The organism is Streptomyces sp. NRRL B-24484 (assembly GCF_000717715.1).
In the GTDB taxonomy this organism is placed as follows: Bacteria; Actinomycetota; Actinomycetes; order Streptomycetales; family Streptomycetaceae; genus Kitasatospora.
Map to the genome: position 1 here is coordinate 1 of NZ_JOAI01000145.1, position 612 is coordinate 612.

At 64.4% G+C, this 612-nt stretch carries 1 protein-coding gene; it reads right to left on the reverse strand.

The annotated features are described in order from the left end of the window. Positions 1-305: 305 nt before the first annotated feature. Positions 306-612: hypothetical protein (locus IE98_RS0141670; RefSeq protein WP_159401273.1), on the reverse strand; the 307-nt coding region annotated here is incomplete at its 5' end.

Here is a 612-nt window from a genome sequence, read left to right on the forward strand (position 1 = left end):
AGCGCAGCGCCGGAGACTTGCGCGACCCCTCAGCCGCACCGTCCGCGGCCGACTCCCACCCGAATCGCGATGAAGCCATTTTCCCTCCCGAAAACAACAACCTCATGCCTGAGGCTTGCTTGATCCTACCGATGCGGTCAATACCGAACGCAGCCGGAGCCACCGATCACGCCAATGCCGAAATCCCCCTGAGCCGACAATGCAGCGCGACAGAAATTCACCTACTGCCGGACCTCATGCCGGCCGACCGCCTTCGCGGCGCCGCGGGCTCACTTCACACTGCTGCAGCATTGGCCGATCCGAATTCAGCCGTAAGTAACCGTCGTGCGGTCCAGGCTGAAGACGCACTCGTACCGGCTGTACGTACCCGAGAAGCCGACCCCCGGAATTGCGGTCTGGTAGACGTCGGTCTCGAAGGAGCAGTCGTAGTGCGTGTGGTAGGTGCCGGAACCGGTCGCCTTCTGGCAGTACGCGTGACCCGAGGTGTCGTACCAGTAGCCCCGGCACCCCTGGGTCCAGTTCGCCTCGTTGGAGGCGCTGGCAACCGGCGCCACGATGCCGATGGCCACTGCCGACATGGCAGCGACGATTCCCGCCTTGCCGACCTTCCCG